The sequence below is a fragment of the Sphingobacterium multivorum genome, from assembly GCF_039511225.1.
In the GTDB taxonomy this organism is placed as follows: domain Bacteria; phylum Bacteroidota; class Bacteroidia; order Sphingobacteriales; family Sphingobacteriaceae; genus Sphingobacterium.
Window position 1 is genome coordinate 3,210,847 of the sequence record NZ_CP154261.1, and the last position, 25,782, is coordinate 3,236,628.

The 25,782-nt window shown below is 40.7% G+C and carries 19 protein-coding genes, 1 tRNA gene and 1 pseudogene; 13 read left to right on the top strand and 8 right to left on the bottom strand.

The annotated features are described in order from the left end of the window. Positions 1–117: 117 nt before the first annotated feature. The gene (locus AAH582_RS13400; protein WP_046673579.1) at positions 118–1,422 is read right to left on the bottom strand and encodes an ammonium transporter; all 1,305 of its coding nucleotides are present in this window, start codon (positions 1,420–1,422) and stop codon (positions 118–120) included. Positions 1,423–1,711: 289 nt separating this feature from the next. On the opposite strand from AAH582_RS13400, the gene AAH582_RS13405 reads away from it, so the two are divergent. Beyond that, positions 1,712–2,764, top strand: coding sequence for an outer membrane beta-barrel protein (locus AAH582_RS13405; RefSeq protein ID WP_070568916.1), 1,053 nt, complete (start codon positions 1,712–1,714; stop codon positions 2,762–2,764). Positions 2,765–2,924: 160 nt separating this feature from the next. Here AAH582_RS13405 and AAH582_RS13410 read toward each other — a convergent pair whose 3' ends face one another. Further along, on the bottom strand, positions 2,925–4,304 hold the full coding sequence (locus AAH582_RS13410) for an OmpA family protein (protein ID WP_343317968.1): 1,380 nt from the start codon (positions 4,302–4,304) through the stop codon (positions 2,925–2,927). A gap of 70 nt (positions 4,305–4,374) precedes the next feature. Further along, entirely contained in the window at positions 4,375–4,788 is a 414-nt protein-coding gene (locus tag AAH582_RS13415; protein WP_053003618.1) for an NUDIX hydrolase, read from the bottom strand. Between the two features lie 278 nt (positions 4,789–5,066). On the opposite strand from AAH582_RS13415, the gene AAH582_RS13420 reads away from it, so the two are divergent. Continuing rightward, complete coding sequence (locus tag AAH582_RS13420; protein ID WP_046673583.1) at positions 5,067–6,086, top strand: L,D-transpeptidase; 1,020 nt, start codon at positions 5,067–5,069, stop codon at positions 6,084–6,086. An 82-nt stretch (positions 6,087–6,168) separates the two neighbouring features. Next, on the top strand, positions 6,169–6,930 hold the full coding sequence (locus tag AAH582_RS13425) for a murein L,D-transpeptidase catalytic domain family protein (RefSeq protein WP_231585251.1): 762 nt from the start codon (positions 6,169–6,171) through the stop codon (positions 6,928–6,930). A gap of 88 nt (positions 6,931–7,018) precedes the next feature. On the opposite strand, the gene AAH582_RS13430 is transcribed toward AAH582_RS13425, so the two are convergent. Then, positions 7,019–7,717, bottom strand: coding sequence for a prolyl oligopeptidase family serine peptidase (locus AAH582_RS13430; RefSeq protein ID WP_286843725.1), 699 nt, complete (start codon positions 7,715–7,717; stop codon positions 7,019–7,021). Between the two features lie 246 nt (positions 7,718–7,963). On the opposite strand from AAH582_RS13430, the gene AAH582_RS13435 reads away from it, so the two are divergent. The 5 genes from AAH582_RS13435 (at position 7,964) to gap (ending at position 15,769) form a co-directional block, all read left to right on the top strand. Next, positions 7,964–9,169, top strand: coding sequence for a metallophosphoesterase family protein (locus tag AAH582_RS13435; RefSeq protein ID WP_343317974.1), 1,206 nt, complete (start codon positions 7,964–7,966; stop codon positions 9,167–9,169). 3 nt (positions 9,170–9,172) lie between these two features. Further along, the gene (locus AAH582_RS13440) at positions 9,173–12,211 is read left to right on the top strand and encodes an SMC family ATPase (protein ID WP_343317976.1); all 3,039 of its coding nucleotides are present in this window, start codon (positions 9,173–9,175) and stop codon (positions 12,209–12,211) included. Between the two features lie 611 nt (positions 12,212–12,822). Continuing rightward, positions 12,823–13,917: an AI-2E family transporter gene (locus tag AAH582_RS13445; RefSeq protein ID WP_286843719.1), complete on the top strand. Its 1,095-nt coding sequence runs from the start codon at positions 12,823–12,825 to the stop codon at positions 13,915–13,917. 220 nt (positions 13,918–14,137) lie between these two features. Beyond that, on the top strand, positions 14,138–14,755 hold the full coding sequence (locus AAH582_RS13450; protein WP_343317978.1) for a TlpA family protein disulfide reductase: 618 nt from the start codon (positions 14,138–14,140) through the stop codon (positions 14,753–14,755). A gap of 6 nt (positions 14,756–14,761) precedes the next feature. Next, on the top strand, positions 14,762–15,769 hold the full coding sequence (gene gap / locus AAH582_RS13455) for a type I glyceraldehyde-3-phosphate dehydrogenase (protein WP_046673590.1): 1,008 nt from the start codon (positions 14,762–14,764) through the stop codon (positions 15,767–15,769). A gap of 102 nt (positions 15,770–15,871) precedes the next feature. On the opposite strand, the gene AAH582_RS13460 is transcribed toward gap, so the two are convergent. Then, the gene (locus AAH582_RS13460) at positions 15,872–16,651 is read right to left on the bottom strand and encodes a TIGR02757 family protein (RefSeq protein ID WP_197084011.1); all 780 of its coding nucleotides are present in this window, start codon (positions 16,649–16,651) and stop codon (positions 15,872–15,874) included. A gap of 8 nt (positions 16,652–16,659) precedes the next feature. Next, a pseudogene (locus AAH582_RS13465) lies at positions 16,660–17,693 on the bottom strand (quinone-dependent dihydroorotate dehydrogenase). A gap of 60 nt (positions 17,694–17,753) precedes the next feature. Here AAH582_RS13465 and AAH582_RS13470 point away from each other — a divergent pair. The 3 genes from AAH582_RS13470 to AAH582_RS13480 all read left to right on the top strand — a co-directional run bounded on the left by AAH582_RS13470 (position 17,754) and on the right by AAH582_RS13480 (position 22,078). Next, a complete protein-coding gene (locus AAH582_RS13470) occupies positions 17,754–19,673 on the top strand; it encodes an ABC-F family ATP-binding cassette domain-containing protein (RefSeq protein WP_343317981.1) in 1,920 nt (639 codons plus the stop codon). Between the two features lie 134 nt (positions 19,674–19,807). Next, a tRNA-Lys gene (locus AAH582_RS13475) sits at positions 19,808–19,880 on the top strand. A 1,085-nt stretch (positions 19,881–20,965) separates the two neighbouring features. Continuing rightward, a complete protein-coding gene (locus tag AAH582_RS13480; RefSeq protein ID WP_286843711.1) occupies positions 20,966–22,078 on the top strand; it encodes an acyltransferase family protein in 1,113 nt (370 codons plus the stop codon). A 9-nt stretch (positions 22,079–22,087) separates the two neighbouring features. Here AAH582_RS13480 and AAH582_RS13485 read toward each other — a convergent pair whose 3' ends face one another. Then, positions 22,088–22,588 carry an SRPBCC family protein gene (locus tag AAH582_RS13485; protein ID WP_286770855.1) on the bottom strand — a complete coding sequence of 167 codons (501 nt, stop codon included), beginning with the start codon at positions 22,586–22,588 and terminating at the stop codon, positions 22,088–22,090. 310 nt (positions 22,589–22,898) lie between these two features. Here AAH582_RS13485 and AAH582_RS13490 point away from each other — a divergent pair, with 310 nt between their 5' ends. Then, positions 22,899–24,479 carry a discoidin domain-containing protein gene (locus AAH582_RS13490; RefSeq protein ID WP_343317985.1) on the top strand — a complete coding sequence of 527 codons (1,581 nt, stop codon included), beginning with the start codon at positions 22,899–22,901 and terminating at the stop codon, positions 24,477–24,479. 194 nt (positions 24,480–24,673) lie between these two features. Further along, entirely contained in the window at positions 24,674–25,195 is a 522-nt protein-coding gene (locus AAH582_RS13495) for a DinB family protein (protein ID WP_046673594.1), read from the top strand. Positions 25,196–25,245: 50 nt separating this feature from the next. On the opposite strand, the gene AAH582_RS13500 is transcribed toward AAH582_RS13495, so the two are convergent. Further along, entirely contained in the window at positions 25,246–25,701 is a 456-nt protein-coding gene (locus AAH582_RS13500) for a GNAT family N-acetyltransferase (RefSeq protein WP_046673620.1), read from the bottom strand. Positions 25,702–25,782: the final 81 nt, after the last annotated feature.

Below are 25,782 nucleotides of genomic sequence, written 5' to 3' on the forward strand. Positions count from 1 at the left end.
GTGTATAACAACATACACTCTTCTCCTGGCAGGACAAAAATGCAAAAAATATCCCAAACAATGTACCGCGAAGCAGTAGATTGTTTGGGATAAATGAAGCGTTATACCACGAATGGTTTACAATGCTTCTGCATGTTGAGAAACATCCAAGCCAAGCTCTTCATCTGTTTCTTCGACGCGCAATGGAGCGATAAGATCGGTGATCTTCAATAGTACCAATGAACCCACGAAGGCAAAAAATGACACCGCAAATAACGCGACCATATGGACAAAAAACAATTTCGTCTCGCCAAAAAATAGGCCATTGTCCACAACAAGCGGATTAACATTATGATGAGCAAACACACCGGTAAGTACCATACCAACCATACCGCCTACCCCGTGACAAGGGAACACATCCAACGTATCGTCTATACTTGTTTTGCTTCTCAGATATACAACCAGATTACTAACCAAAGCACCAACCAAACCAATGATCATCGCATGTGGAATACTGACAAAACCAGCTGCTGGAGTAATTGCAACCAAACCAACAACAGCACCGATACATGCCCCCATTGCTGAAGGTTTTTTTCCACGTATGATATCAACAAATATCCATGCCATCGCGGCCATAGCCGATGCTGTAGTTGTGGTCGCAAAAGCATATGCTGCCAACGAATTTGCTCCACCGGCAGAACCGGCATTAAATCCAAACCAGCCAAACCATAAAAGTGCTGTACCCAAGATCACGTAGCTTATACGTGCTGGATTATGACTTTGTGTCTTACGTCCTTTTAAATAAATAGCAGCTGCCAACGCCGCCCAACCAGCCGACATGTGTACAACTGTACCACCGGCAAAATCAAGAACACCAAATTTTGCCAATATACCTTCTGGATGCCACGTAGCATGTGCCAATGGCATATAAATAAAAATACTGAACAGGATTATGAATAACATAAATGAATTAAAACGGATACGTTCTGCAAAAGCCCCAGTAATTAATGCCGGTGTAATAATCGCAAACTTCAATTGAAACATGGCAAACAAAACCAAAGGTATAGTGGGAAGCGCTCCCCAAGCAACATTCCCTAATGTACCTTTCATCATAAAAAATGTACGCGGATCACCCACAATACCACCGATATCATCGCCGAAAGCTAAACTAAAGCCAACAATGACCCAAAGGATTGTCATTAAACACATACATATAAAGCTTTGCATCATCGTTGAAATTACATTCTTCTTGCTAACCATACCGCCGTAAAAAAAGGCAAGTCCAGGTGTCATAATCAACACCAATGCAGAAGAAGTCAACAACCAGGCCGTATCTCCCGTATCAAATTCTGTCTTGTTTAAGTCAGACAAGTCAATCGAGGGAAATACAAGTCCTAATACTCCCAAAAGAACTAGAACAATGAGTGGAATAATTTTTTTCATTTGTTTAAACTGATTAGTGTTTTCAATACATTAATAAAATTGTTAAAAAAATACAAGAACAAAACAAAAACCTACTTTCTCTTATAATTTTTTCAAATATAAAGTCTTTTTATTAAAAAAATACCATGTTATTTTATTTTTTATGATTTTTTTTACATAATTTCACAAAAACAAATACAAAAACCACAATAATCACTTAATTTTTCAACCAAAAACCAAACAAAACAAGCAAAACAAAGATAATTTCACCTAAAAACATCAAACAAATCAAACTTAAACCCAAAAAAACATGAAAAGACTTCTAACAACCATCATCCTGTCGACATTTCTAATAAAAACAGCCACCTGCCAAGAAGAAACAAAAGAAAAAGGAATAGAAATATCCGGATCAGTGGACACCTATTGGAAATATGATTTTCAAAACAAACCCAACATCAACACCTATTTTACGGAAGACAACAACTCTGTGTCTATTGGCATGGTGGATCTGGCTGTAAAAAAGAAGTTTAAAAAAGCATCATTTGTCGGAGAATTATCTTTTGGGCCCAGAGGACAGTATCGATCCATTATGAACGGTGATGGCCAGGCCGGCGATGACAAAAACAGTTTCCACATCCAAAATTTATATGTAGGCTATGATCTAACCGAGAAGCTCAATCTTACTGCAGGATTCATGGGAACATTTGTGGGTTTTGAAGTAATATCGCCCACATACAACTTTCATTATTCAACTTCCTATTTATTTGGCGCCGGCCCCTTTCAAGACGCAGGTTTAAAAGCTACCTATAGTTTCTCAGACAAAGTAGCCTTAATGGTCGGACTATTTAACGACTGGAACGTCTATCAAGATATGAACGGAGTTTCCCATGTCGGATCACAACTGGCCTATACCCCCAATGACAAAAGCAGCTTCTATCTCAATTTTCTGACAGGATCGTCCGCTGGCGGTAAAAACAATTACAGTTCCGGGACCTTGGTCGATCTCGTTGCCAATTATGACTTCACCTCGAAATTTTTCCTTGGATTAAATGCTACAAATTATAAAAAGAGAGATGGTGGCGGTTACTCTGGAATAGCACTTTATCCAAGAATTCATTTTTCAGAAAATTTTGGTCTAGGATTACGCGAAGAGTTTTTCCAAACGCATAAAGAGGAAGAAAATGGAATCCCTAGCTCCAATATCCTCGCAACCACCTTAACAGCAGAATACAATTACCATGGATTCAAATTTATTCCCGAAATCAGAATTGACAAAGGAAATACCGAACGATTCATCAAGAACGACTTAAGCCCAACTAAATCTGCAGGACAATTTCTATTGGCCTGTGTATACAGTTTCTAAAGAGCATTCCATTACACCAAAGAAAAGGGCAGACTACACTGCGATGCCCCCAAAAGCGAGACACTTTCTGGGGGCATTTTTATGAGAAAAAACACAGTTTGGAATTCAAACTTAGTCTTGTCGATCGGATCGTTCAAGGTTATTGTTCAGCAAAAAACACTTACCGAACACTTACAGAAACATGCCGATCCATAATACGATCGGATTCGGGCGCATCTGCCTTATACTTGGCAAACTGTGAACCGTACCCCTCTGCACCGATTACCTGTTTGGAAAGCTGCTCTTTACCCAGGTAATCCTTTACAGCTGTTGCGCGCTCAAGCGATAACTTTTTATTAAAATCCTCATTACCTGTTTTGTCGGTATAACCACCGATCTTAATATTGGCTGCAGGAAAAGCCTTTAATATCGCCGCAAGATTACGCAGTTGCACCTGGCTTTCAGGCAACACCTCGGCTGTACCTGTTTTGAAATTCAGGTTATCGAAATCAAACCAGGTATTTTTCAGGGAATCCTCACCGATCGACTTATAATCGGACTTTAGAAATTGGACCAACTGATCTTCTATCCCGCCTTTAAATGCAGCAAGTTTGACACCGTCTGGCAAGATGACCTCCGTCTGCTCGCGCTCCACTACACTGGAACCTGTTTTCATCGTACTTGAATCCACCATTGCACTGTTCACACTGGTGTCGGTAGCACCGTCTTGCTTACTGCCACTGCAGCCTTTTCCAAATAAAAACCAGAGTAGAGCCAATATAACCAAGGCGATTAAAATCTTCCACCAACCGCCACCGGAACCGTTTCTGGAATTGTTTTCAGCTATTGCTGCCCGCGACTCGCCTGTTCTCGGCAATGACAAAGGCTCTTTATGTGCTTCCAACTCATTTGCTGGATTAATGGAGCTTGGCTTATGACTATCGACCTCCCTGACAACATCGGCAGGAACTGCAGGTTCAGTCACCGACTCCGCAGGTGGAGAAAAATGCGCCCCATCGAAAAGCTTTCCAAAGGCACCTAAACCTAAACCCGCTGGCACAGCAGCAGCAAAAGCTGTTTTATTTTCCTGCAAAACATGACCGATACGTTCAAAATCCCAATTTTGTCCCTTATTTGTTAAACTGGAGAATATCGCTGGCAGAGAAAAGTTCATTAATTTCCCAATGGAACTACCATCATAGCCCAAATAACCGGCAACGGTACTCAAAACGGTATCAAGGCCACCACCAAATATTGATCCCAGTAGCCCAGCCGAATTCTCACCTTCCACCGCACGAGCCCCTGCAGACTCATCCGCGTTGGCGACACCGCCGAGAAGTCCTTTGAGATCAAAATCCGCAAAATGCTGCTTGGCCTTTTCAAGTATTGCCGAAATTCCACCGGAATCGGAATGTTGGCTTAAACCTAAAAACAAGGCGGGAATTGTTGCATTCAACCCCTGCTTCACCCCCTCTTTATCCTGGTTTAAAACTTGCCCTATCTGAGCGACCGCTTCTTCGTCAAAAAAGTCCTTCGCCCCTTTTAAAAGCTGATTTTCCATAATCTTCGTTTATTTTTAGTTTTTATAAAACTCTAACAAACAAAGGTTTAATTTGTTTACTCAATACGATTTACTGATCAAAATCACCCGAAAGCCATTTCGGAAGAACAAACTCGGATGCCAAATGAGCCCATCGGTAGTTCTGCCAATTAGCTTTACTGATCCACAGCACTTCGTCCAGCTCTTCGTAAGCCTCAAATGCATGACGCTCTGCCAGTTTAATTAAATAGATATAGCCCACGACAACCGTATTAAGTTCATTTACGGCTTGCGTACTGTGGCTTCCGATAAACCGTATTTCCATCCCGCCCACGTCATACTGAAGCTCCTCCTTGAGTTCGCGAATTAAGGTCTCCTCACGGCTTTCTTCCGGAGCTACCTTCCCTCCGGGCAGCTGAAAATAGCTAGAACCTTTTTTACGAACCATCAGCAAATCTCCTTCCGGGGCAAGCATCACCCCCGAGCAAATAACAATTTTGTCCATATCACTTATTTCACACTGATTATTTCAGACCACAAAACTAACTTTTTATCATCAGCTAAGAAATATATCCGACGAACGTCAACACAGTCCTTCAGCACTACATTTAACCTAAATTAACTACCGCTGCAGTAGTTGACCCTTGAATAGTTCTTCAAGTACACAAAAGGAATAGCTAAAGGTTTAACGGTAATTCTTTTTCTTTCAACTGCAATAAAATTGCAAATAATAAACTAATTATCTAAGTTTAAGGTATAAAACGATAATCTATACATCCATATATGAATCGAAGATTAACCTGTTTCATACTAAGCATGTTGTTTCTATTGCCGGGATGCCGGCAAGATAAGAAAAACACAACAAAGACCAATCAGCAAACTGAACAGCGAAAACCTACACCTCCTAAAGAGCAGGTTGAGAAGAAAAAAGTATTTACGGCTGATGATATTATTCTTAAAAAAGAGCTGCTTTACAACAAATACACCCTGGAGGACAGTTATCCCTACAAAGATACCACGCGAGGTTTTCAATGGGATAAAATCAAGGAACGCCTGGCTTTTATCGAAAATTTTCAACAGTCTCCATCGCTGTACGGCGTTCTACAAAATTATCAAAATGAAAAGGGCGAAGCGCCAACAATCCAGAATTATAAGCGGGACTCTTATAAACGCGTGTCCGACAGTTTCAATGTCGAACGCTATCAAGCGGCACCACTCTACGATCTTAACAGCGCCAAGGCCGTTCGTTATGGTCGGGATGGCTGGCTCGTCCGCGTACAAGGTCCAGACAGCATCGCACGGATTCCGATTGAGGGTATTTCATTCGAAGGAAAATATACCGTACCCAAAAGATATCTTCGCATCATTAGCGATACCGTACAGTTCAACATTATCAATGTTGTCGATGTGAAGAACCAAAATATCTGCACCTTGGAGAAGGTCGGTAAGGAATGGCTTGTCCGAAGCATGAACCCCGTGACGAGTGGCCGACACAAACCTCCCCATGCCCAGGAAACACCGACAGGCCTCTTTGTGGTCCAGGAACACAAATCCAAGATGTTTTATTACGAAGACGGTACCAAAACTTATGCCGGATTCGCCCCCTATGCTACCCGATTTACCGCCGGAGCCTATATACATGGGGTGCCAGTTAACAATCCCAATGGCAGCATCATTGAATATAGTGAGAGTCTGGGCACAATACCCAAGTCCCATATGTGCGTCAGAAATGCGTCATCTCACGCTCAATTTGTCTATAAACGGTCAAAAGACCTCGCTTCGCTGGTTGTTGTTATTGATTAACAATATTTAACATTCTGTAAATCAAATATGTATTAACTTTAATCATTAATTTTGTAAACATCTACACAGAAAAGGGAGAAGAATGGGAAATACGTTTATGTTTCTTTTGATGGCACTTAATACAGCACTGTCCTCACAAGAAGAATTAAAAACAACAAATCAACAAACCACCAGCACTCATCGTATCAATGTCGAACGTCAACACACCGAAGTTGACTCGTTGTATGATGAAATGAATCTAGGCAAAGTATTAAAATACGAAGCATTTCGTCAAGCAATGGAAGGCAGAAAAGAACTTCCGATCCACAACAAGGACATCATGACCGTCATCGATTTTTCATTGGCATCAACGGAAAAGAGGCTTGTAGTACTCGATCTTGCGCACAAAAAAGTACTATTCAACACGCTGGTCGCACATGGAAAAAATAGCGGTGAAAACTATGCCGTCAATTTTTCAAATCAACAGGAGTCACTTAAAAGTTCTTTAGGATTCTTCACAACAGAAAACACCTACAATGGCGAGAACGGCTACTCTTTGGTGTTAAATGGTCTTGAAGAAGGGATAAATGACAATGCAAAAGCACGATATGTTGTGATGCATGGCGCCGACTACTGTAGCACAGGAACAATAGCAAGTTTAGGCAGACTTGGCAAAAGCTACGGCTGCCCCGCGGTTCCAAGGGAATTTGCAGGTCCAATCATTAACACAATCAAAGATGGAACGTTGTTGTTTATTTATGCAGACAACTCCGAATACCTCGCAAAAACACGTTTGATCCATCAACCCAATATATTAATGGCTCAATTTCAAAAAAGACAGTCTGCCTTTGATCACGAAGGCTAACAACAAAAAAGCCTGATAGAAATATTTCATCAGGCTTTTTTATGTTATAAATCGCTGTCCGACAGACCACCTTCGCATTCACGCTAAGCTAAGATTTATGCTTTTTCTTAAATTTCAACATCCAATTGTAAATTGCATCGTCATGAAACAATCGTTCCACGCTTCCGTGTGTGCCCCCTTTTATTACATTTAAGCTCACATTTGCTTCCGGGTCCTCTCTTTTTATCGCATTCATAATTTTTCGGGATTCCGAAATTGGCACAGCACGATCAGCAGTACCATGATGAAGCCATATCGGCACCTGCGTCAAATTAGATGCATACTGACTCGATCCACCACCACATATTGCAACGGCAGCAGCGACCCTTTCGGGATATTTACCAGCCACATCCATGGTGCCATAGCCTCCCATACTCATGCCGCAAACGTAAATACGGTCGGGGTCGGCATTGTAATGTTCAATAACATAGTCAACAATTTCGATTACTTTGTCTGGATCCCATCCTCCCCGGGACTGTGGTGCAACAATTATCCCAGGTACATCCTGCCCTTTATTGATGGCATACAGTACACCGTAACGCTTTACACGGTCTAAATTTGTCCCGGACAAACTTCTTCCGTGCAAAAACACAAACACAGGCTGCTTTTCAGATTCCAATGAATCCGGTGTAGCGTCTTTCAATAAAAAAGGATAAGCAGTCTCCCCTTTTATAGCGTGTATTTCCTGCGCGTTTACGCGCGTCAACAGCATAAAGAAAAAACAGATATACAGGTAAATTTTTCGCATATTTCTTGTCTATGACTATCTAGCTTAATTTTGGAGCACTAAAAATACAATTAAATGACTTTTACGGCATGCATTTAACATGTTTTAACATTTCGATTTCGAGAACATGGCCATTCAAACAAAAGAAAAGCTTCATTCCTTATTAGCACAAATTGGTCATTTGAAAGATTCCATCCAATTATAATTGCATTTCATGCCAAATTTATCTTAGTTTGTAACATTGAAGCAAAATATCCAAGCTCTCACATGAAAATATTGCATACCGCCGATTGGCATTTAGGAAAAAGATTGGACAGTTTTTCCCGGATAGATGAACAAGTACTGGTCATGGATGAAATCGTTCATATCGCAGATCGGGAAGACGTGGATCTGGTGATCATCGCAGGAGATCTGTTCGATGCCTTCAATCCAGGTGTGGAAGCCATTGAGTTATTTTACCGAACCATAAAGCGTCTTACAAAAAATGGCATGCGTCCTGTAATAGCAATCGCAGGCAATCACGATTCACCTCATTTGATTGATGCGCCCGATCCTTTGGCAAGAGCGTCGGGGATCATCTTAATCGGGCATCCTCATGCTGTGGTCACTCCTTTCGCAACAGAGGGTTTCACCGTGTTACAGTCAGATACAGGCTTCATCGAATTAAGCTTGCCGCAATTTGACTACCCGATTCGTATTGTTCACACAGCCTATGCCAATGAAATACGCTTAAAACAGTATCTGGGCGAAGAGAAAGAAAGTAAATTGAATGAAGTTTTAGCGGCAAATTGGCAAAAAATAGCCAATACCTATTGCGATGATAAAGGCGTCAATATATTGACGGCACACCTTTACATGAATAAATTGGGCAGTCCACTTTTAGAGGAGCCAGATGGCGAAAAACCGGTGAAAATTGGTAATGCAGACTTAATCTATTCAGAGGCCATCCCGCCGCAGGTCCAATACACGGCATTAGGACATCTCCATGGCTATAAAAATATCGGTTCGGCTGAGAAACCGGTGATTTATGCATCTTCGCCCCTATGTTATAGCTTTTCGGAGGCTGGGCAAACTAAATACGTTGCGTTGGTGAATGTATTGGCCGGCGAACAAGCAATTGTCGAGCGCATTCCATTGACTCAGGGCAAACCGCTGGTCAGAAAATCATTCGACGATATTGAGCAGTGTATATGCTGGTTGTCTGAAAACCCCGATGCATTGGTGGAGCTCACGTTGAAATCAGAGACCTTCTTAAAAGCCGAGGACCGCAAGCGAATCTATCAGAGCCATTCGGGAATAATCTACCTCATTCCGCTCGTTAAGCAAGATGAGCAAGAGCTGCTTGAAGCCAAAGAAATTAATCTTACACAAGACATGTCGACTTTATTCAACGATTATTTTAAATCCAAGAACGGCAACCAGGCACCCAATGATGATATCCTTAATCTTTTCCGCGAAATCCTAAACTCATAATCCATGATTCCATTACAGCTAACTCTAGAAGGGATATACTCTTATCAAGAACGTCAGACGATCGACTTCTCTGCGCTTTCTCAAGCAGGTCTTTTTGGTATCTTCGGTGCTGTGGGTTCCGGCAAATCATCGATATTGGAAGCGATTACCTACGCCCTATTTGGAGAGACGGAACGTCTGAATGCACGGGATAAACGCGCTTATAACATGATGAATCTCAAGTCCAATAGATCGTATATCGAGCTTGATTTCGTCAACTTTGAAGACCGTACATTTAGAATTACCCGCGAATTTAAACGCAATTCCAAAAATTTCGATGATGTGAAATCGCCCACGGTTGTACTCTACGAAAAAATCAATGAAGCATGGGTTCCACTAGAAAGCAGAAATACACAGCATATCATCGGATTAAGCTATGAGAACTTCAAGAGAACAATCATCATTCCCCAAGGACAGTTCAAAGAATTTATAGAACTCGGCGCCAAGGAACGCACGGATATGATGAAAGAAATTTTTCAGCTGCATCGATTCGACCTGCAGGATAAAGTTTCCAACCTCTATAAAAAAAATCAGTCCGAACTGGATCACCTCAACGGTCAATTAATCGGATTTGATGAGGTCACAACCGAACTGATAGAAACGACCGAAACAAATCTCCAACTGGCAGTCGAGTCCTTTGTCGTCCTTGAGTCGTCGTACAAGGCGCACCATGAAAGGTTCTTAAACCTCAAAAAACTCAAAGAGGATTTCTTAGAACTCCGAACAGTGAAAGCACTCTTTCAGCAATTGCTAGAACAAAAAGATGAAAAAGAAACTTTACGGTTAAAGTTAAATCGCTTTGAGGAAGCGCAAACCAACTTTCTACATATTCTTAAAACCAAGGAAAAATTAGCAGCAGAAGGCCTAATTGCACAGAAAAGAGTAGAAACCGAAAAGCAGAGACAGGCCGAAATTCAACAGCTGATCCAGGAGCATTCCTCAAGTCTAAATCTGTTGAAATCACAATATGAGCTGCTACCACAGCGTCGTATTCAGGAATTGGACCTGGAATTGATAAGCCAATTGATTACGTTTTCAAATGAAATCAAGAGTTTACAGGATCGGGCGCAGAAGGGACGCAATTTTGTGCAGGAAACGAAAGATCAACAACGACATTGTAAAGCCAGAATCCAGGAGACAGAAATTCAGATCGCTAGCCTAAAGCAATCAAAACCCTCAGCCCATGAACTCATGGAACTTGGGCAGTGGTATACGAAACAGCAGGGCATCCAACAACTGGAAGATGACCTGAACAAACAGGCCATTGATTTAGAAAAAAGCATAATCATGCTGAACCAGGAACTCCATACTTTCCATCCTAACCTCGAAGAGTTCCGATCAAATCACCTTCTTGTGGTCAGCGCCCTCGAGCAAAAACTTCAGGCCCTCCACGAGGAAAAATCACATCTTCTCCTGCAGCAAAGGTTGACCCAATATGCTGAAAACCTTAAAGCAGGATCCCCATGCCCACTATGTGGAGCTTTGGAACATCCCGCCATCAATCAAGGACAGGATATTTCCCAGGACGTTGCCGCCAATGAAAAATTGATTACCGAGACAAATGAAAGTCTTAAGCATCAACAGGATCAGCAATTTCAAGTCGAGAAACTCCAGCTACGCCTGCAGTCATTGCATGATCAGCAACAAGATCTATATACAAAAATTCAGCTAAATGCCCGTAACAAAATTGCCCATGTGCAGCAATTTACATGGGCTGGTTATAGCGCTACCGATGAATCCAACTATATCTCAAAGAAGCAGGATCTCGCTCGGATCGATACACAGATAGCAGCGTCGGAGCAGCTGCTCGTCGAACATCAGGCTACACTCGCCTCCGTTGAGGAAAAGCTGGAGAAATACAATAAAGCACTGCATCAGTTTGAACGTGATGAAGCAAGCAAACAGGCCCAGATTAATCAAAATATGGGGAATCTAAAAACGCTGCGCTGGTCCGACTATAAAATGCGGGAGTCCGAAGCAGTCGAACAGGAATATACTGCACTGAAAAGATCGAATCTTGAGATTGAGCGCGACTACATTGCTTTAAGCGAACGATTAAATGAGTTAAACAGTCAATTTGCAGCCCAAAACAGCTTGGTACAGACCATTGTTGAACAGCTCGGACATATCGAACGTGAAAGTCAAGAGGCCGATGTCACGCTCCAACAGCTACTTGAGGCGTCACCCTTTGAAACGTTGGAAGAGATTCGGCAAATACTCGCGGAGAATTTGTCTGTCACACAGATCCGACAAGAGCTGGAGCAATTTCAGATCCAGTTTGAAACGGTGAAGGCACAGATCAGTCAGTTGGAAAAGAAACTCGTCGACCAGGTATATGATGAAAACCAATATCTCGCGCAGGAAAAAATCCTGGATGAGAGCGCCCAACAATTGAAAGCAAGCACAGAAAATGTTGCCCGACTTCAACAAGAACGCGATCAGCTAAGAATCGCCTATGCTAAAAAGGAAAATCTCCTGCAACAACAGATCAAACTAAGTTTACGCCACGAGAATTTGAAACAACTTTTTAATTTATTTAAAGGAGCGGGCTTTGTGCAATATGTTTCTTCGATTTATTTACGGCAGCTGTGTGATCATGCGAACATTCGTTTCCATCGCATGACCCGCAATCAACTCAGCCTGCAGCTGAATGACAACAATGAATTTGAAATTATCGATTATTTGAACGAAGGAAAAAGTCGCAGCGTAAAAACACTGTCCGGTGGACAGGCATTTCAAGTATCCCTAAGCTTGGCTTTGGCCTTAGCAGAAAGTGTACAGTCAAATTCGCGTGCAGCCAGAAACTTCTTTTTTATCGATGAAGGCTTTGGAACACAAGACATTACCTCTGTTAACATTGTTTTCGAAACGCTATTGGATTTACACAAAGAAAACCGCATCGTCGGCATTATTTCACATGTTGAAGAGCTCAAAGAACGTATTCCAGTGTCCCTTTCGATAGAAAAGGATGAAGAAAGGGGCAGCGAAATTTTTATCAATTAATTCCGTTTTATTTTGTATATTAGTTATAGCGGTTCCGCTGAACGAGCCTGATCGCTATAACCAACAAAAACAAAAGATTATGGGCTTATTTTCAAACAATAAAAAAGGAAAAGGGTCTCATCCTTTTTTTCATAAGGCAACCAAAACAGTAAGCTGCACGGCCTTTTCAGCTAAAGAAACCCGTCAAACAAGGACGGTACAATCCATCCTTTTTGTCAAACAATACGATATACTAACGATCTTAAGGGAGGTTTTAATGCCGCAGAATCAAAACTAAAATTAAACAGATTTCCATCTTCCATACTAACGTGAATGATGTTGGCCCTCCATGTAAACGTAAACAGACTATGTTTACTACGCACGATTACTGCCTAGGTTAAAGAAAGTCTAGGTACAACATAGCGCATAAAGCTATCAAAATTTAGCAAAACAACATGATTGCTAATCCCTGGGAACCAGAACTTCACAATTGGCTTTAGGGCAGAAAAAGAAATACAATAAAACATTGAAATTATAAAAAAGAAAGTTTATTTTAACAAGACAAAACTTTTTCCAAAAAAATATTGTCATACGATAAATAACAATCGATAGACAGTATATTTGTCAGCTATATGAAGTACAAACAAATCAACAATAATTCCATCAATCAAATCATGCTAATCGTCATCATATTGGCGATATGTATATTGATATTTACAAGCCTATTCTACTATCTCCCCGGTTTCTTGGGAGCAGTTACGTTATATATTCTTTTTAGAAAAATCAACTTTAAGCTGACTGAAGAAAAAAAATGGAATAAATCTTTTGCCAGTATTTTATTGATATTATTAACCATCATATTCTTGGTAGGGCCACTCTATCTGTTAATCAACTACATGGTACCTCAGGTAACAGAAGTCATTAGCAACAAAGACGATCTGATACACAAGTTTGATTCGATCAAAACGTACTTTAAAGACAGCCCCTATCTAAGCAATATCGATCTTTCTGATACCGCCTTAATGGGAACGCTTCAAAAAGCAGCTAAATTTATACCCAATATTCTGAATTCCGTTGCGGAAGTTGGTGTCAATATACTGGTGGCGCTATTTGTGTTGTATTTTATGTTGGTTAGCAGCAAAAAACTAGAACAAACCATTTATCAAGCGATCCCTTTCACCCAAACCAGTAAAGCCGAGTTGTGGAAAGAGTTTGACATGATGGTAAAATCCAATGCAATTGGCATCCCGATTTTGGCCATATGCCAAGGTATTGTAGCGGGTCTTGGCTATTGGTTCTTTGGCTTAGAGAGCCCGATCTTTCTGGGAATTCTTACGGCAGTTTCCACTATAATCCCAATTTTGGGAACTATGGTGGTGTATCTGCCCGCAGCGCTTTTTCTACTGGCGAATGGACAGTCCGGAAATGCAATAGGTCTTGCCTTATATGGTATCATTATTATTGGTAGTATTGATAATGTACTTCGATTTACCATATTGAAAAAGTTGGGTGACGTTCATCCCTTAATAACGGTATTCGGTGTTTTGCTGGGATTAAACCTATTTGGTATGCTGGGATTAATATTTGGTCCACTAATCCTATCTTGTGTTGGCGTGCTACTGAAAGTGTACAGCATTGAATTCGGACGAAGTACACCTGATATTATTCAATCTACCTCATTGACAGACACAAAGTCCAGGCATGACGGTCCTGACATCATAGAATAAGGGAACTGCAACAGGTTAAATTGTTTTGATCACAACATGCATTAATATCCAGTATACTGTCATAAATGAATTTCTACGATTAAGAATCCCTTTTTTTTCATAGTTTTGATCATTAGTATAATAGATTCTTCAATACTTTCTACGCAAAAATTGACGATGTATTAAGCATAAATATTAAAATGATAAAATCACGAAATTGATTTAAAAGCAAACGTATTCTATGAACAAAAAGATAATCTTAGGAGTGACAGCGGTATTGACTGCCGGGATTCTTTCCTCATGTAACAACAACAAACCGAAAACAGATCAAACGGCAAATACGACGCAGGAAGCCAGTGCTGAAAGCCATGACCATGCAGGCCATGATCATGCAGACCACGACCCTAGTCAAGCTGCGCCAAAGCAATCTTCCGACCCTGCAGCCATTCTTCCTAATTTCACATTTTATCAGCTTCGTTCGGGCATCCGTGTTACGCAGGAAAACGTCGCTAAAGACAAGAATACCGTTTTTATTCTATTTGATCCCGGGTGTAGTCATTGCCAACATGAAGCTACGGAGCTTGAAAAGAATATTGATCGTATAAAAGACGTCAATATTTATTATATTTCCATGAATGATCCGGCCTTAGTACTAGGTTTTTTTGACACCTTTGCACCTAAACTATCCAAAGCATCCAACGTAGAGGTATTGATTGATAAAGACCAAACGTTTATACAGACCATCCACGTACCTTCACAATTTCCCGCAAATTACGTCTATGGTGCGGACGGAAAACTAAAAGCACATTGGGAAGGTGAAAAAAATATTAACGAAGCAATAAGCCAATTTCATAAATAATCTGAAATGCTAAACATAGCAATCAATGGATTCGGACGCATCGGTCGGAATACACTACGTAATATTTTTTTACGGGAGGCTTTCGATGAACTGCAGGTCATTGCCATCAATGACCTGACAGATACGAAGACCTTAGCCCACCTATTTAAATACGATTCTGTACATGGTCCTTTTCCTGGCACCGTGACACACGATGAAAAACATATTATTGTCAATGGTCTTTCCATCTTGGTTACCAATGAAAAAGATCCTGCAGCACTGCCTTGGCAGGAGCTTCAAATTGATGTTGTCATCGAATCTACAGGGTATTTCACCAGTCGTGACAAAGCGGCTCTCCACCTGGAAGCTGGTGCAAAAAAAGTGATTATCTCCGCCCCGGCACAAGATAAAGACATTCCAACAGTGGTATTGGGCATTAATGACAGTGTCATTGATCTATCCGCTTCGATTTTATCCAATGCTTCCTGTACGACAAACAATGTTGCTCCACTTGTTAAAATATTGGATGAAAAATGGGGCATCAGAGATGGCTATATTACCACGGTTCATTCCATGACGGGAGATCAGAATCTTCACGACGCACCACATAAAGATTTAAGGAGAGCGCGGGCAGCATCGTCGGCGATCATTCCAACAACTACTGGTGCCGCTAAAGCGATTACCAATGTTTTTCCGCATCTGCAGAATAAACTTGGCGGAGCCGGGATACGTGTACCCGTACTCAATGGTTCATTGACGGACTTTACCTGTACGCTCGAGAAAGAAACCACCGTAGAGGAAATCAATAAAGCGTTCAAAGCTGCAGCAGAAAACGAATTAAAAAACGTATTATTTTATACAGAAGACCCTATCGTTTCGGTCGATATTATCAATAACCCCTATTCATGTGTATTTGATGCGCAGTTAACCTCGGTGGTGGGCGGTCTGGTCAAAGTTGTGGGCTGGTATGACAATGAATTTGGTTATTCCAATCGTTTGGTTGACCTTCTGATCAAGATCGACAGGCTCGTATAAGTTTGCTACCTCATCATCATCTTAGGATAGGTGGCGGCATAAAAAAAGCGTCCTTGCCAATTATAATTGGCAAGGACGCTTTTTTTTCTTCATGCATTAATTTTACATTTCCCCTTCAACGCCTAATCCAAATAACGCAAAATCATATTTGACCGGGTCCAGCGGATCCAGTAAGCGCAGATTGGCTGTTAATTCCTGGGCTGTTTTCCAATTCACTTTATCCAGCGTAATTAGACCAAATTTGCGGGCAACACGCTCGACATGGACGTCGCATGGACAGATGAGATCTTTTGGGGACAGGCGGTGCCAAATACCAAAATCTACACCTTTTGTATCTTTTCTGACCATCCAGCGTAAAAACATATTGATCCGCTTAACGGTCGACTTCTGTGCTGGACTACTAATGTGCTTCCGCGTGCGAACAGGATAATCAGGCAAGGAAAAGAAATAGGTTTTAAAAGCATTCAATGCCATTTCTAGGTCGACCTCTTCCCTGTTCTCCTGTCCTACGAGAAAAGCATCCTCCAAAGATTCGAAATGCGCATAGTGATGCTTAAAAAAAGAAACAAAATAAAGAATGTCGGTATCATTGAAGGTACGGTGCTTAAATCCCAGCAAGGTCTTTAAATCCTGTTCCTGGTGATTAATGATATAATCGTATGGCGAACCATCCATACGAGCCACCAGTTCATTACATTTATTGATAATCGTCTTTCTTTGTCCCCAAGCCATGATGGAAGCCAAAAATCCCATGATCTCAATATCCTGCTTCCGGGAAAATTGATGGGGAATCGATATGGGATCATTTGGAATAAAACCAGGTTGATTATATTCATCAACTTTCTTATCCAAGAAATCTTTCAGATCAAAATCAACTGCCATGCTAATCCTTATCTTCCTGTCTGCAGGATACCTTTACAAATTTTTGCAATCAAGCCTGGGCCTTCGTATATAAAACCGGTATAAACTTGAATGAGACTGGCTCCAGCATCTAACTTCTCAATGGCATCTTTCGCCGAATGAATACCCCCTACACCGATGATGGGAAATGCCCTGTTGGACTTTTCACTTAAGTAGCGAATCACTTCCGTTGAACGCTTTGTCAAAGGGCGTCCACTTACCCCACCCGCTTCATTGATCAGCTCCTGTTGGCTCTGTAAGCCTTCTCTTGAAATCGTCGTATTTGTTGCGATAACACCTGCAATTTGAGTTTCCAAAACGATCTCGACGATATCATCCAATTGACTATCCGTCAAATCGGGCGCTATTTTAAGCAAGATAGGCTTCGGAGCCGATTTTGCGATATTGAGGCTTTGTAAAGTATTCAATATATGTTTTAAAGGCTCCTTTTCCTGTAAATCCCGTAAGCCCGGTGTATTCGGAGAGCTCACATTAACAACAAAATAATCCACGTAGTCAAACAATGCATTGAAGCAATAAATGTAGTCGTTGACAGCTTCTTCATTGGGTGTCACCTTATTCTTACCAATGTTCCCCCCTATTAACAATCCTTTTCGATCCTTTAGATTTTTCAACCTTGTGGCGGCAACATCTGCCCCCTGATTATTAAATCCCATTCTATTGATCAACGCTTCATCGGGAACAAGGCGGAACATCCTGGGTTTATCGTTGCCCGGTTGCGGCTTAGGAGTTACCGTTCCAATTTCGATAAAACCAAATCCCAAATTAGTCATATCTGCAATATATTCCGCATTTTTATCAAAGCCAGCAGCAAGACCCACCGGATTTTTAAATTTCAATCCAAAGACTTCGCGTTCCAAACGTGGATCTTCCACGGTAAAAAAAGCATTCAATAATTGTTTGGCGCCCAAATTTTTGAGAAAACATTCAATCCACCGGTCACTTTATGGTGAGCCGTCTCCGGATTCATTGTAAAGAATATAGGTTTGACTAATTTATACATAATCGCAAAGTTACTCAAAGAAGAAGAAATATTCATTACTTTTGTACTTTTGCAGTTGAAATGATATCAATAAATAATTTAACATTTGAAATAGGATCTCGCGCTTTATATGACGAAGCAAACTGGCATATCAAACCAGGAGATAAAGTTGGCTTGATCGGTGCCAATGGCACAGGTAAATCGACTTTACTTCGCCTTATTGTCGGTCAATATACGCCCACATCAGGAACGATTTCCATGGCGAAGGACCTTAAGATTGGTTATTTAAACCAGGACTTATTGTCGTACCATTCTGACAAAAGCATTTTGCATGTTGCCATGGAAGCTTTTGAGCGCCAAAATCAATTACATGCCGAAATCGAGGACTTACTCCACAAATTAGAAACAGATTATTCGGATGACATCCTGAATAAGCTAAGCGATAAACAAGTAGAATTTGAGGCTTTAGATGGTTATAACATCGAATTTAAGGCCCATGAAATCCTTGCCGGTTTAGGCTTTTCTGAAGAAGAACAGAAAAGACCATTGGCCACTTTCTCCGGAGGATGGCGTATGCGGGTTATGCTTGCCCGTATCCTATTGCAAACTCCAGACATTCTGTTACTGGATGAGCCAACCAACCACATGGACTTACCTTCCATCAAATGGCTGGAGAATTATCTTCAAGCATTCGACGGTGCCATTGTGATTGTTTCCCACGATCGATACTTCCTTGACCGCATCATTAAGAAAACGGTAGAATCACGCAAAGGAAAATTAACGCTTTATGCAGGTAATTACAGTTTTTATCTTGAAGAGAAAGAACTACGGAATGAATTGCAAGCCAATCAGTTCAAAAACCAGCAAGCCAAGATAAAACAGGAAGAACGTCTTATTGAGCGTTTCCGCGCTAAGGCCTCTAAAGCCAAAATGGCGCAGTCGCGCATCAAGGCATTGGATCGCTTGGAGAGAATTGACGATGTGGACGATGACAATCCTACGGTCAACTTCAGCTTTAAATTTTCAAAAGCTTCGGGGCGCCACGTCGTGACATTGGAAAATATTTCTAAGTCCTATCCTAATCTGGAGATCTTAAAAAATACTTCAGCAATTATAGAAAAAGGGGATAAAATTGCCCTGATTGGTGCCAATGGTAAAGGTAAATCTACCCTCTTACGTATCGTAGCCAATGCAGATAATGAGTTTGAAGGAAAAGCTGAACAAGGGCACAACGTTTCGCAGACATTTTTTGCGCAACATCAGCTAGAGGCTCTACACCTGGAAAATTCCATACTTGCCGAGTTACAAGCTTTTGCGCCGAAGCATACAGAGACTGAATTGCGCTCCATCCTTGGGTGTTTTCTATTCACCGGTGATGACGCTTTCAAAAAAATCAAAGTACTTTCCGGAGGTGAAAAATCACGGGTAGCCCTTGCAAAAGCATTAACCGCGGACGCAAACTTCCTGGCGCTTGATGAGCCTACCAACCACTTGGATATGCAGTCTGTCAACATTCTGATCCAGGCTTTACAGCAATACGAAGGTACATTTATCGTTGTCTCCCACGATCGTTATTTTTTGGACAATGTAGCAAACAAAATTTGGTACATTGAAGACAAACAGATCAAGGAGTACCCAGGTACTTACCAGGAGTATGAAGAATGGGCTGCAAAACGCGTTGTGAAGACGGAGGTAAAAACGGAGAAAAAAGTTAAGGAAGAACCCAAAGTAAAGAAAGAAAAGCAACCGCTTACGGAAGATAAAACACGTTTGTTGAGTAAAAAAAATAAGGAGCTAACGTCTTTCGAACAAAAAATTGAGGAGCAGGAAATTTTAGTTAAAAATTTAGAATCAAAGCTTGCCGACGAAGCAGTGTATTCGGATGCGACTAAGTTACAGGAAACTACACGCTCTTACAACTCAGCGAAGGCATTATTGACGCAATTTCAGGAGAGTTGGGAGCAGCTGGCGGAAGAAATCATGGAATTGGAAAATGGTTAATTTTTTTGGCTTAAAATCAGCTTATTAAACCTCAAAGCGTGATTTTAAGCCAAAATTATTTGCAGGAACAGGATTAAAGCCCTACTTTTGCATCACTTCAAACAAGGAACGACAGTTCAAAAACAAAGAAGTAAGATTCCGTAGCTCAGCTGGTAGAGCAATACACTTTTAATGTATGGGTCCTGGGTTCGAATCCCAGCGGGATCACTGAGAAAAGCTAATCGCAAGATTAGCTTTTCTTGTTTAAGCGTATTACCTTAGATTTTCAAAGACACATAATTATCAATGTGGAATTTGTTTAGCAGGTTATTCTACTTCGATTTAATGATGTCGTTTATTTTCACGTAATGACTTTAATCCTTTAATTCCGTTCAAAATACCTCCTTTAATCATATTTCCATATCCAACAGCCGATAATTCTAAATGTATATGGATTAGTTTTAAAAATGTAAGTAGTCAACGTTAAAACATTTCAGTTTTAGATGCTTTGAAATAGGTCAAAAGATCATTTCGCTTTATCTCTATACCTAAATGAACTATTACCGCGAAACAGTTTTTTTGTCACAGAAGTGTAGTTCCTTTTCCTTTTTTTTGTTTGATCTTTAATTGCAGTAAATGAGGATCAAAGAGTGATCAGATTCTAATTTAGTACAGTGCTTGTTCAGTGCTCGTTCAGTGCTTGTTCAGTGCTTACTCAGTGGGAACTGAACAAATACTGACTAATCACTGTCTAAAAAATGATTGAAAACTGTTATTACCTCCAAATTGGTATTAAAATGTATCAGTTTTAATGCCTCCTTAGCTATTTATTGTCAGCCAAGTGTGGCAGCCATCAAAAAGGGATCGAGCTAACCATATTAATAACGCTGCTGTCTACCCGGGCGTTTAGCAATTTAGCCCCATATTTACATAAACGAGCAGAATAAGTGCTGGACCTTGATCGATGACATCCTTGACATTGCATGTAGTAATAAACAACGTGGTTTAATTACGTATAGCGATTAAAGAAAACCTTTGTGAATCGGACAGCAAGATATAAAAATTTGGAGTATTGAATCCCGCGATGCTTCATCGACAAGAAAATAAGCTGGCTAGCTGTATAGACCAGTAACAAGAATAGTGAATCCGTATAAACGAATCTGCGTAACACCAAAAATGAGACTAACCATCGGGATTTTGATACAATATGATCAAAATCAAATGTGTTATTTCACTATTTTCACCCATTCATTCGATAACATGTATAAACAATTAGCAAGTCCATCGACATCTTCGAAATACAATCAGAAGCCATGAATAATAAAAACCTTTCTACAAAACCACACTATCCCATTTTAGACGGACTACGAGGATTGGCGGCGATTATCGTTGTCACCTTTCATCTCACCGAGCCATTGGCAACAGGTCACCTCGATATCTTGGTAAACCATGGCTATTTGGCAGTTGACTTTTTCTTTCTTTTATCTGGCTTTGTAATCGGTTATGCTTATGATGATCGCTGGCGTACAATGTCGATTGGCACTTTCTTTAAACGCCGTATTGAACGCCTTCAGCCCATGGTTATACTGGGTATGACTCTTGGCGCGATAGGCTTCTACTTTACCGATTCCACCATCTGGCCACTTATTCATACCGTCCCGATTTGGAAAATGCTTCTCGTAATGCTCATCGGTTATACGATTCTCCCCGTCCCCCTCTCTTTGGATATTCGTGGTTGGCAGGAAATGCACCCGCTCAATAGTGTTGGCTGGTCATTGTTTTTTGAATATATTGCCAATATTCTCTATGCTATCGGTATTCGTAAATTATCCAAAACAGCTTTAAGCATTTTGGTCATTATCGCAGCTGTGGCGCTCGCGCATTTGGCGATTACAAGTCCCAATGGTGATGTTAGTGGTGGCTGGACGTTAAATGTTGAGCAAGTGCGGATAGGAATCACCCGCACCATGTATCCCTTTTTTGCGGGCCTTTTGCTATCCAGAATAACCAATCCCAGCCGTATCCGACATGCATTTTTATACTGCAGTATTTTAATCGCCATTGTGTTGTATATGCCTCGTATAGGCGGAGCAGATCAGCTTTGGTTGAACGGGATATATGAGTCTGTATGCATTATCATTGTATTTCCCTTGATTGTTTACTTGGGAACAAGTAACATATCAAGTAGCAGAATAGAAAATAAGCTCTGCAAGTTTTTGGGTGACATCTCCTACCCGCTATACCTCGTACACTATCCTTTGGTCTATTTTTATGTTGCCTGGATCAGCAATAACAAGGATGTGACGCTAGTGACAGCCTTGCCTTATGCCCTATTGATTTTGCTGACGAGTATTGCACTGGCCTATGTCAGCTTGAAATGGTATGACGAACCTGTCCGTACATGGCTCAGAAAGAAATTGGACTAATCATTGTTTCTATAGCTCTGCTTTGAGCTTTTGCAAGAGATGGGGTAACTTTTTGTGCAACTGCTTTTTCCAGCCCATTTCCATAATAAAACTGATCAAAACCAGCTTAATGCCTTTATAACCGGACTGTTTCACTTTCAAAAGAGTCCCACTACAGGTTGGTTCTAATGAAAAGCTCAACACTGTATCCAATTTTGTGAAGATTCCTTTCGTTAGTTTATCTGCCTTATCCGAATGAATTCCGGCACAGGCCAATGCTTTCTCACCAGTAGCTTCACCCCGGTAGCTATACGCAAGATATTGCTTGGGTATTGCCGAAATAATTTCGCAATGCGTAATACCATCCCAGCCCTTCTGGGCTTTCATCCTAAACGTAAAATAATGTCCTGTCTCGGTTTCGATGTCGTTTGGCATAAACCAAGCCCCAAGCAGGTCTGCTTCCGTCAATGCACGCCACACCAGATCTTGGTCATAGGGCAAAAATACTGTCAATTTAATTGTTCTCTCCATTTTTTGCATAGCTAAAACTGCTGGCCCAACAGTAATATCAGTTTTTTGATTTTTTCCATACGATTTAATTATTCATGCAATCAAATGTAATAAGACCACGATGAAAGCCAAGTACACCATCGGTTAAAGATCGTCCATTTCCTATTAATTCTTAATGATTTCCTACCCAAACGAATTAAAATGTTACAAAACAATTTCCAAAGCTGATTAATCAATCGATTGACTAAACTAATTATGATAAAAGTTTATTTTTTTTACACACCATAAAAGATACCTTATTTATATTTATTGATACACAATATAAACCATTATGAGAAAACTTTTAAATTTAATGCTTGCAACCCTCGCACTAGGGGTTGCATCCTGCAACAAGACCTTGGTTAACACCGAAGAAAGTGTAGGAAATCTAAAGGCAAACGCAGCAACAACTTCGGTAACCAATGAATGGAGCAGTAATCCCTATAAGCTGAATGTCATCTATTTTGTTCCAAATGATGTTGACTCCATTCCCAATTTCAGAAAGCGTCTTAGCAAGATCCTCTTAGATGCCCAAAATATGTTTGCAAATAATATGGATCGCGAAGGCTTCGGAAGAAAATCTTTCGGATTGGATCTACTCAATGACAGTTTGATTAATATCCATTACATCGCCGGAAAATACGGCAAAGCTACTTATCCATATTCGGGGGGTAGCGGAGCAGTGAAGGCAGAAGTGGACAGCTATTTTAACCAAAATCCGTCAGGAAAAAAAAGCGAGCACAATCTAATTATTATTCCAACGTATAATACAGATCCAGCTAATCCCGGAGGCCCGCCGTTCTATGGTACAGGCACCAGCTGCTACGCCTTAGATTATGTAAATCTGGACGCTAAAAACTTAGGAATAGGCGGCGATATTGGATGGAAAGCAACTGTGTGGATCGGTGGAATGATCCACGAACTGGGCCACGGATTAAATGCCAGCCACAATAGGATGAACAAAACATTAGCACCAACTTTAGGTACGGCTTTAATGGGTTCAGGCAATTCAACCTATGGAATCTCCACAACCTCATTGACCAGTACCACAGCAGCAACATTTAACAATAGCCAAGTATTTAGCACTGTGGTAAGAAGTGACTGGTATGCATCCGCTTCTGCAGAAATTACATCCTTGTCATCAAGCTTTGTGAACAATAAGATTATCATTTCCGGGAAATTTACGACAACAAAACCGGTCAATGACATTGTTGTCTGGCATGATAGAGAGCCTTTTGGCGTAAACAACGATTATGATGCCGTACAATGGGCCACAAAAATAATTGGCCAGGATAGCTTTCGATTCGAGTGTCCATTAGCTGATTTTTATGATCTGACAGGGAATTACGAAATGAGAATAGGGTTTCTCCATGCCAATGGAAGCCGTACAACCTTAGGGTACGCTTATAACTTCGTTAACAATGTACCCGATTTATCCAAGGTTGTTACCTATAAACTTTTACCGACAACAGGTTGGTCAATTGTCGCTAGCGATAGTAACGAGCCTGGATCACCAGCGAGCAATGTATTGGATATGAATAGAAGTACAGTGTGGCATACGCCCTGGTCGTCCACTCAAACTCCGCAGCCTCACTTCTTCTCCATCAATATGGGGGCATTACGCACCGTGAAAGGAGTTGCTTTCCGTAACCGCGACAATTTAAATGGAGCGATGAAAGATGTCAATATTTACTCAAGTACAAATGGTGTAAGCTGGACATTGATCAAAACGACGCAGCTGAGCAAAGTTGCTGGTTCCTGGATCAATGTCGATCTGAATGCCCCCGTTAACACCCAATACCTTAAAATAGAATCGACAAGTTCCTGGGGTGATTTCTTCTATTCTCATCTTGCAGACTTTGGTGCATATTAGTTTTTAAACCAATAGAATAGGCGGCCGGTATAACAAACAATACCGGCCTTTTTTGTTTTGATCACCATGAATAAGTGAGTTTCATAAGTGTGGTTAGCAAATAATTTTATATTTTTAGTACGGCGTGCAGGCTTTGACTTATCAATAAGCTAGAATAAACGACCGAAGTAAACACTTACCAAAAAAAAAATAGGATGAATCGACAAGAACTGATCAAAACTTTTTCTGACAACCACCATACGGTTATTGCCTATATCCAGGCATTACCTGATCCCCTTTTTTTATACCGTAATCATGAAAAATGGACAGCTGGTCAGCAGCTAAAACATATCCTCTTAACGCTTCTACCCTTTCCAAAGATACTGCAATCAAAAGAGTTCATCGTCCAAAAATTCGGCACCCTACAACGTACATCTTGGGACTACGATACAGTACTTAACAATTATCTCAAAACAAGCCTACAGGCGCCAGGTCAATTTTTGCCTGATGAAATCCTGCCTGCACAAAAAGAAGGCCTTATAACGCAATTAGAAGAAGTAATAACCACAATTAATCAATTATTTGCACTGTACAATGAAGAGGAGCTCGATAGCCTGGTCTTACCCCACCCTTTGCTCGGAAAACTCAGTATACGTGAAATGTTTTACCTGATGAGCTATCATCCCCTACACCACCTGAATCAAATTAAGGAAAACTTGGCGTCATTAAACCACTAAGTAGCAACCTATTTTTCAACATGTCGCCTGACCAGCATTCAGTCATTTGTCTATTCTCTTGTATGGACCATATCATATAAATCAAAGCCTTCAGCCCAATAATCTTTATGGATTTCCCGTAGTACAAAACCATTTTTCTTATAAAATCCAAACGTAAATTGAGAGGTGCCGACTTCGATCTTTTCAACCTGATGATGGGCGTAAAGAAAGTCAATACGATGATGCAGTAGGGTTTTTCCAAAACCAAATCCATGATATTTTGGATTTAAAAAACTCCAGCTCAAATATCCTGTGCGTTCATCATCGGAAAAACCTACACCACCGCCACCAATAATTTGTCCGTTAACCAGTGCAACAAAATAGGTTTCCATTTCCTGATCCAGATATTCCCTGAAATCGGCAACCTCGCTCTGCGCAAAATACTTCGGTATATTCAGATGAAGAATATCGATCAGCTTATTGGTGTCCTCAACATCATATTTCCTAATTTCCAAATACTTATCCATAATTGGTATGATTACAAATCCCTGTCTATTTTCAACTTACATCTCCTGTGAAGTTTATTAAATATAAGAATAATTCAGTGG

Bases quoted from the DNA above. Each gene is read 5' to 3' on its own strand.
- AAH582_RS13400 (WP_046673579.1), bottom strand. From the start codon at position 1,422: ATGAAAAAAATTATTCCACTCATTGTTCTAGTTCTTTTGGGAGTATTA.
- AAH582_RS13405 (WP_070568916.1), top strand. From the start codon at position 1,712: ATGAAAAGACTTCTAACAACCATCATCCTGTCGACATTTCTAATAAAA.
- AAH582_RS13410 (WP_343317968.1), bottom strand. From the start codon at position 4,304: ATGGAAAATCAGCTTTTAAAAGGGGCGAAGGACTTTTTTGACGAAGAA.
- AAH582_RS13415 (WP_053003618.1), bottom strand. From the start codon at position 4,788: ATGGACAAAATTGTTATTTGCTCGGGGGTGATGCTTGCCCCGGAAGGA.
- AAH582_RS13420 (WP_046673583.1), top strand. From the start codon at position 5,067: ATGAATCGAAGATTAACCTGTTTCATACTAAGCATGTTGTTTCTATTG.
- AAH582_RS13425 (WP_231585251.1), top strand. From the start codon at position 6,169: ATGGGAAATACGTTTATGTTTCTTTTGATGGCACTTAATACAGCACTG.
- AAH582_RS13430 (WP_286843725.1), bottom strand. From the start codon at position 7,717: ATGCGAAAAATTTACCTGTATATCTGTTTTTTCTTTATGCTGTTGACG.
- AAH582_RS13435 (WP_343317974.1), top strand. From the start codon at position 7,964: ATGAAAATATTGCATACCGCCGATTGGCATTTAGGAAAAAGATTGGAC.
- AAH582_RS13440 (WP_343317976.1), top strand. From the start codon at position 9,173: ATGATTCCATTACAGCTAACTCTAGAAGGGATATACTCTTATCAAGAA.
- AAH582_RS13445 (WP_286843719.1), top strand. From the start codon at position 12,823: ATGAAGTACAAACAAATCAACAATAATTCCATCAATCAAATCATGCTA.
- AAH582_RS13450 (WP_343317978.1), top strand. From the start codon at position 14,138: ATGAACAAAAAGATAATCTTAGGAGTGACAGCGGTATTGACTGCCGGG.
- gap (WP_046673590.1), top strand. From the start codon at position 14,762: ATGCTAAACATAGCAATCAATGGATTCGGACGCATCGGTCGGAATACA.
- AAH582_RS13460 (WP_197084011.1), bottom strand. From the start codon at position 16,651: ATGGCAGTTGATTTTGATCTGAAAGATTTCTTGGATAAGAAAGTTGAT.
- AAH582_RS13470 (WP_343317981.1), top strand. From the start codon at position 17,754: ATGATATCAATAAATAATTTAACATTTGAAATAGGATCTCGCGCTTTA.
- AAH582_RS13480 (WP_286843711.1), top strand. From the start codon at position 20,966: ATGAATAATAAAAACCTTTCTACAAAACCACACTATCCCATTTTAGAC.
- AAH582_RS13485 (WP_286770855.1), bottom strand. From the start codon at position 22,588: ATGGAGAGAACAATTAAATTGACAGTATTTTTGCCCTATGACCAAGAT.
- AAH582_RS13490 (WP_343317985.1), top strand. From the start codon at position 22,899: ATGAGAAAACTTTTAAATTTAATGCTTGCAACCCTCGCACTAGGGGTT.
- AAH582_RS13495 (WP_046673594.1), top strand. From the start codon at position 24,674: ATGAATCGACAAGAACTGATCAAAACTTTTTCTGACAACCACCATACG.
- AAH582_RS13500 (WP_046673620.1), bottom strand. From the start codon at position 25,701: ATGGATAAGTATTTGGAAATTAGGAAATATGATGTTGAGGACACCAAT.